Origin of the sequence: Acetobacter pasteurianus subsp. pasteurianus LMG 1262 = NBRC 106471 (genome assembly GCF_000285275.1) — a bacterium.
GTDB classification, from domain to species: domain Bacteria; phylum Pseudomonadota; class Alphaproteobacteria; order Acetobacterales; family Acetobacteraceae; genus Acetobacter; species Acetobacter pasteurianus.
The window spans coordinates 1-7,069 of sequence record NZ_CADO01000052.1; the positions used below are offsets into that span (position 1 = coordinate 1).

The window sequence follows — 7,069 nt, forward strand, 5'->3', positions numbered from 1 at the left end:
CGGTCATCCACATCGCTGCCGCAGCAGACTGGATCAAGCCCTAACAGGCCCTAAATATTGCGTGCACCACAATGCAGCCATCTCCACACAAAAGATGCATCGCATTGACACCTTTTTATGTGCCTATAAGATATATATTAAATACATTTTATAGGATCTTCTCCATGCCTTCTCCGCTTGATGCAAAAACACTCTCAATTATAAAGGCCTGTGTTCCAGCTCTTGAAGCACATGGGCTAGATATTACGCAGGAAATGTACAAACGCCTGCTGTCCAACCCCGATATTCGGGACCTTTTCAACATGTCTCACCAAAAAGATGGTGAACAACCTAAAGCTCTTGCCCTGGCTGTGCTGGCTTATGCGCGTAACATTGATAACCTTGACGCTTTGGGCAGTATGGTTGAACGTATTGCCGAAAAACATGTTGGGCTGAATATTCTGCCCAAACACTACCCCTACGTAGCTGATGCACTTTTGGGAGCAATTGCTCAGGTGCTGGGTGACGCTACCACACCCGAAATTCTGGAAGCATGGGGCAAGGCTTACTGGTTCTTGGCAGACATTCTCATGGGCCGTGAAAAACAGATTTACGAAGAACATGCCGCAGCCCCTGGCGGATGGGTAGGCTGGCGCCCGTTTACGGTGCGCCGCAAAGTGCGTGAAAGTCATACCATCACGTCCTTCGAACTGGTGCCCGTGGATAACAAACCCATTATGAAACACGAAGCCGGGCAATATCTCAGCTTCAAGCTAGATGTTCCGGAGCACGGCTCACAACGCCGTAACTACAGCATTTCTTCCGAACCCGGCGCAGATCATTACCGCATTAGTGTGCGCCGCGCGGATGGTGGTGTGGTTTCTCAATGGCTGCATGATACCGTGCAAGAAGGGCAGGTTCTGGACGTTTCTGCACCAGCAGGAGACTTTACGCCCGGAACAGAAAAAAACAGCAAAATTGTTCTGCTGTGTGCTGGTGTTGGACAAACACCTTTTATTTCTACCCTCGGTGCGTTTCTGAAGGATGGAACCAAGCGCAATATCCACTACATCCACGGCGTGCACACGGCACAGGATGAAGCATTTACAAATTACATCTACACTTTGGCTGAAAAAGATGTTCTTGAAGCTGATATTTTCTATAGCCATTCTCCCGTGCCCTCAAACCGTTCGAACAAGAACGTAAAGCTGCATGAAGGCAGAATCACTGCAGAATGGCTTAAACCCCGTGTAGATATCACTGCAGATTACAATATCTGTGGGCCTGATAGCTTTATGCGGGACATGATTAAAGCTCTTACCGAAGCTGGCGTGCCAGAAAACCAGATCCACTATGAATTCTTTGGATCTGCAGCAGATGCAGAACTTGTAAGCGCTTAATTTTATAATCTTCTCTCTATTCGATTAAGAATAGAGAGAAGATTTTTCCAATCTTAGTCTGCACTTCTGGTGCGTTCCGAATGGCGCAATATACGTGAAAGCCAGTTACCCAAGGCCTGCATACCCGTCACCAGCACAATCAATACAGCGACCACCCCTAACATCACTGTTGTATTGAAGCGCTGATAACCATAGCGAATAGCCAGATCCCCCAAACCACCGGCACCAATAGTGCCTGCCATGGCTGATGCACCCACCAAGGTTACCAGTGTAACTGTTATGCCGGATACAAGCGCAGGCATGCTTTCTGGTAGCAAAACATACCGGATAACCATCCAGCGCGTTCCGCCCATGGCGCGCACGGCATCAACCAATCCATGATCGACTTCCCGCAGGGAAACCTCAGCAATGCGCGCAAAATACGGAATAGCGGCAATGGAAAGCGGGACAATGGCAGCAGTTGTGCCCAACGCACTGCCCACGACCATTCGGGTAAATGGAATAAGCAGCACCAGCAGAATAATAAATGGCACAGCCCGGATGGCATCAATCACCACACCAAGCAAACGTGGCAGCACCGGCAATGGATAAAGGCCGCCTCGCCCAGCTACAACCATAAAAACGGCTAATGGCAGCCCAAAAAGAACCGCAATAAAACCGGATACCAACACCATTATCAGCGTTTCGCCAGTGGCGTGCCATAGCAGATCAAGAATGAGCCGGGACATAGCCTACCACTTCTGCTGCATGACAATTTTGCTGAAGAAAGTTCATGGTTGCGACGGAAACATCCCCAACCTGTAAAAGAACATCCAAAACCTGATATTCTGCATCTTCGGCAGGAATAACGCGTAATAAGGAAGCCTGTGTCTGGCACATTTCCTGCACATTTTGCAGTAACGGTGCCATAATCAGGTTCTGATCCACCGTTAGTCTTACCACTGCGTGGCTACCTTCCTGCGGGCTACGTTCCATATTGGGGGGTAAAGCAGCTTGCAGGCTTGTTTCTTCCAAAATATCAGCGGGCAGACCACGTGCTATGATCCGACCATGATCCAGCACCAGAACATGCTTGGCCAATGCACGCACAACGTCCATTTCATGCGTGATAAAAACAATGGTCAGCCCCAATTCACGATTGATGCTGTTTAACAAAGCCAATATCGACTCTGTTGTTTCCGGGTCTAGCGCAGAAGTTGCTTCATCGCACAACAGCAAGGCAGGTTGTGCTGCAAGGGCACGGGCAATACCGACACGCTGCTTTTGCCCGCCAGATAACATGGCAGGATATTTATTGGCGTGATCAGCCAACCCCACCAGATCAAGCAGTTCTGCGACACGTTTTACCCGCTGATCACGTGGGATACCTGCAATTTCCAATGGCAAAGCCACATTGGCGGCAACGGTGCGGGATGTCAGCAAATTGAAATGCTGAAACACCAGCCCGATACGCCGCCGTAAGGGAATGATCTGAGATTCTGGCAAAACTGCCAGATCCTGCCCTTCCAGCAGAATACGTCCGGATTGAGGACGATCCAGCCCGCATAGGCACCGCAACAAGGTGGACTTTCCCGCCCCTGAACGCCCGATGATGCCAAGGCTATCGCCCTTGCCCACCGTAAAAGAAATATCCTTGAGGGCAGGCTGCCCGCCAAATGAGCGGGTAAGATGTTCAACCTGTAAAAGACTCATGACCAACCCGGCACAACCGCACCATGAAATGCCTGCGCCAACGCCTGTTTGACATTATCCTGCTGAAAAGCAGAAACAAGCTTGCTGACCCACGGTGCATTTTTGTCTGTTTCATTCACAGCAATAAAGCAGACATACGGGTTATTTTGCGGGGCTTCCTGTGCAATCCGCTCTTTCTGCAGATCAATGCCTGCTTTGTTGGCCCAATCTGTATTCACCACAGCCGCATCCATATCTGGCAGCGCGCGCCCCACCATTCCGGCATCCATTTCTTTTACAGAAATCTGGCGTGGATTTTCGGTAATATCTAATGCTGTAGGCACCAAACCGGCATCTTCCGCCACTTTGATCAGCCCCAATTTCTGCAACAGCAAAAGGGCGCGCCCCTCATTCGTCGGGTCATTCGGCACACCAATCACGGCCTTGTTTGGTAATTCTGCAACAGTTTTCCAGCGCCGAGAATACAAACCTATGGGAGACAGATAGGTGTTACCTACAGGCACGATATGGAAATTCTTGGCCTTGTTTTGCGCTTCCAGAAAAGGCCCATGCTGAAATGCATTTGCATCCAGTTCGTGTTCAGCCAATGCTTCGTTCGGTGCATTGTAATCTGAAAACGGGATGATCTTGAGGGTCAGACCTTCCTTGGCAGCGTTTTCGGCCACCACGCGCCAGACATCTTCATCCTCACCAGCAATAATACCGATGCGCAGAACCTGACCATCAGCATGTGCAACACCGTAGGGGGCCATCATGGCCACGCCCATTCCGGCAAGCATTACCCTACGGGATAAAAAGGACGAAGACATGATTTATAGTCCATTTCAGATAAATACGATTTTGTGTGTATAAACAGAAAATAACACGCAGATGTCAAGTTTATACGGGTAAGTTGCCTGAACGCTCCTTACCCTTTGAACACAGGCCCTTCTGGCAATAGTTTACCAGGGTTAAGAATGTTCAGCGGATCCAGCGTTGCTTTCAACGCCCGCATGACAGAGAGCGCCCCTGCCCCGTGCTCTGTTTCCAGAAACTCCAGCTTTCCCAAACCTACGCCATGTTCACCGCTGCATGAACCACCCATCGCCAGAGCACGTGCAACAATCTTGCGGTCAAGATCAAGCGCACGCGCATGCCCGGCATCGCTATCTTCTGTCATAATCAGAGTGTGGAAATTTCCATCACCCACATGCCCCAGAATAGCAGCCTGCAGGCCAGAAGCTGCAATATCCTGCCGAACGCCATCTATCAGATCTGCCAGGCGTGAAATGGGCACAATGCAGTCCGTGCTGATAACACGCGCTGATGGATCAATTGCCTTTGCTGCCCAGAACGCATTATGCCGCGCCTTCCAAAGGCGCGCACGTTCATCGGCCGTATCTGCCCACATAAAGCGCAAACCGTTATTTTCACGCGCAATATCTTCGGTCACACTCACCTGCTCACGCACAGATTCTGGTGCACCTGCAAATTCAAAAAACAGAGTTGTCAGAGGCTGCAAATCTGTGAGGCCAGAATAGCTGATACTTGCAGCCATCTGCACTTCGTCCATCAATTCCACACGGGCAATAGGCACGCCCATCTGAATAATCTCAATAGCCGTGCTGACCGCATCATGCAGATTTTCGAACTGGCAAATAGCAGCGGAAAGCTGTTCGGGAATACCATGCAGGCGCAACTGCACCTCTGTAATAATCCCCAACGTGCCTTCTGACCCTACGAACAGAGACGTAAGATCATACCCGGTGGAAGACTTGCGCACCCGCCCACCAGTGCGAATAACTTCCCCATTTGCCAGAACAACTGTTAGTCCAAGCACATTTTCCTTCATGGTGCCGTAACGCACCGCGGCTGTGCCAGAAGCACGCGTGGCGCACATGCCGCCCAAGGTTGCTTCACCACCCGGATCAACCGGGAAAAACAGACCTGTATCCCGTAACTGCACATTCAGCACTTGCCGGGTAAGACCCGCCTGCACGCGGCAATCCAGATCAGCCGGGTTAACTTCCAGCACCTCTGTCATACGGGAAAGATCAAGGCTGATGGCATGTTCTGGTGGCGTGACATGCCCTTCCACCGATGTACCTGCGCCAAATGCAACCACTGGAACCTGATGATGATGGCAAAGCTTAAGCGCATCGGATACATCCGCCGTGCTTTCAGCAAACACCACAGCCGCTGGCATGCGAGACACCTGCAAGGCCTCTCCATGGCTATGGGCTTCACAAACGGATTCATTGCACGAAACACGTTCACCAAACTGCGCTTTCAACTGCGCCAGGACAGCCTCAGCCCGTTTGGGTGCATCTGCATGAGGGAATGAAGTGTTTGTCATGCGCTATCCAGTCTTCCCGATAGATAGTGGTTTAAAATCGGCAGTCAAAGATGCCGCAAATATCAACGATTTGCTCTTGTATCTGAAATCAATGATGCGGTGAGATCACACGATGGCGTACAACCTCTCCTACAATCACCAGTGCCGGGCTTTGTATCTGCTGTTCTGCTACCAGATCTGGTAACGTTGCCAACGTGCCCTCACATACTCTTTGCTCTGGCAAAGTACCTTTTTCCACCACCGCAACAGGCCAGTTTTCAGGCAATCCGTGCTTAACAAGCTGGGCACAAAGCTGAGAAATCATTGTCAGCCCCATGTAAATCACCACTGTCTGATTTTTTAGGGCAATAGTTTCCCATTCCAAATTCAGTACACCATCTGCACGTGCATGCCCCGTAATAAACAGGCATGCCTGTGCACAATCACGATGTGTTAGGGGAATACCGGCATACGCGGCACATCCATTGGCAGCAGAAATACCTGGAACAATCCGAAAAGGCACACCGGCCTCTACCAGTGTTTCCAGTTCTTCCCCGCCCCTGCCAAATATAAAGGGATCTCCGCCTTTCAGGCGCAAAACCCGCTGGCCGGCCTGTGCACGACGCACCAGTTCATAATTGATATCTTCTTGCGGCAATGTATGGCGATTACGCTTTTTGCCTACAAAAACACGTTCGGCATCTCGCCGCACGTAATTCAAAATTTCTGGGCCAACCAGATTGTCATACAGAATAACATCTGCATCCTGCATAAGCCGCAAAGCCGCTAGAGTGAGCAAATCAGGATTACCCGGCCCGGCTCCTACCAACCAGACCTCGCCCCGTGCAGTATTTCCGTCTTCCAACTCCTGCAAGTTGCGTGTGGCTTCAGCCTTATCTCCAGCCAAAGCCGCACGTGCACCTTCTCCATCAAGAAAATGCTCCCATAGCTGCCGACGTGCAGAGGTATCCGGAATACGTTGACGCAGTTCATCCCGCATGGTGGACATAAAGTCCGCCAGACGGTGCAACCCTTCTGGGAGAACGCGCTCCACCATTGTTCTTAGCCTACGGGCCAGAACAGGCGCAGCACCTCCGGTAGAAATGGCTACCTGCACCTTCCCCCGTGTAACCAGTGCAGGCGTAATAAATGTAGAAATAGCCGGATCATCCACCGCACACACCGGCACATTATGTGTCTTACATAGAGTTGCGAGTGTTTGATTCAGATCTCGGTCATTGGTTGCCAGATAAACCAGACGGCAGCCTGAAAGACGCGGCTGCAAATCCTGCACAGATGTATCCTGCGCACAATGGTGTATGGCACCTTTATCCACCATACGCTCAAGTTCGGAACACAAGGAAGCCGAAAGCACTTCCACCCGCGCACCTGTAGATACAAGAAGCTGCACCTTGCTAGCGGCTACATTTCCGCCACCCACAACAAGAACCCGCTCGCCTTCCATGCGAAACACGACGGGAAACCAACCTGTATTTTCTGACAAACCTTGCATACTGCCTCTGCAAGCAGGCTTCTGCTCCAGATGCAAGGGCCCAGATACCTTAAATACAAAAAAGATTTCCAGCGCCTGACTTTTGAGGCGAAAAGCAACCAGAGAATGTATGAATGTTACTACGGCGTGTCGTCAGTTAAGCTCTGAGTGTGGCACGTGAGGGTTGTAGTT

General features: G+C 50.7%; 6 protein-coding genes. 1 reads left to right on the forward strand and 5 read right to left on the reverse strand.

Features of this window, described 5'->3' with window-relative positions; translation table 11 throughout:
* Nucleotides 1-164 precede the first annotated feature (164 nt).
* The gene (gene hmpA, locus APA10_RS09090; RefSeq protein ID WP_003630961.1) at nucleotides 165-1,379 is read left to right on the forward strand and encodes an NO-inducible flavohemoprotein; all 1,215 of its coding nucleotides are present in this window, start codon (nucleotides 165-167) and stop codon (nucleotides 1,377-1,379) included.
* 53 nt (nucleotides 1,380-1,432) lie between these two features.
* Here hmpA and APA10_RS09095 read toward each other — a convergent pair whose 3' ends face one another.
* The 5 genes from APA10_RS09095 to cysG form a co-directional block, all read right to left on the reverse strand.
* Nucleotides 1,433-2,107 carry a methionine ABC transporter permease gene (locus APA10_RS09095; RefSeq protein WP_003626378.1) on the reverse strand — a complete coding sequence of 225 codons (675 nt, stop codon included), beginning with the start codon at nucleotides 2,105-2,107 and terminating at the stop codon, nucleotides 1,433-1,435.
* Entirely contained in the window at nucleotides 2,088-3,071 is a 984-nt protein-coding gene (locus APA10_RS09100; RefSeq protein WP_003626376.1) for a methionine ABC transporter ATP-binding protein, read from the reverse strand. The genes APA10_RS09095 and APA10_RS09100 overlap by 20 nt, the downstream gene beginning before the upstream one ends.
* On the reverse strand, nucleotides 3,068-3,880 hold the full coding sequence (locus APA10_RS09105) for a MetQ/NlpA family ABC transporter substrate-binding protein (RefSeq protein ID WP_035366562.1): 813 nt from the start codon (nucleotides 3,878-3,880) through the stop codon (nucleotides 3,068-3,070). Before APA10_RS09105 ends, APA10_RS09100 begins: the two co-directional genes overlap by 4 nt.
* A gap of 98 nt (nucleotides 3,881-3,978) precedes the next feature.
* Nucleotides 3,979-5,406, reverse strand: coding sequence for an FAD-binding oxidoreductase (locus APA10_RS09110; RefSeq protein WP_003630963.1), 1,428 nt, complete (start codon nucleotides 5,404-5,406; stop codon nucleotides 3,979-3,981).
* An 88-nt stretch (nucleotides 5,407-5,494) separates the two neighbouring features.
* Nucleotides 5,495-6,898, reverse strand: coding sequence for a siroheme synthase CysG (gene cysG / locus APA10_RS09115; protein WP_035366564.1), 1,404 nt, complete (start codon nucleotides 6,896-6,898; stop codon nucleotides 5,495-5,497).
* Nucleotides 6,899-7,069: the final 171 nt, after the last annotated feature.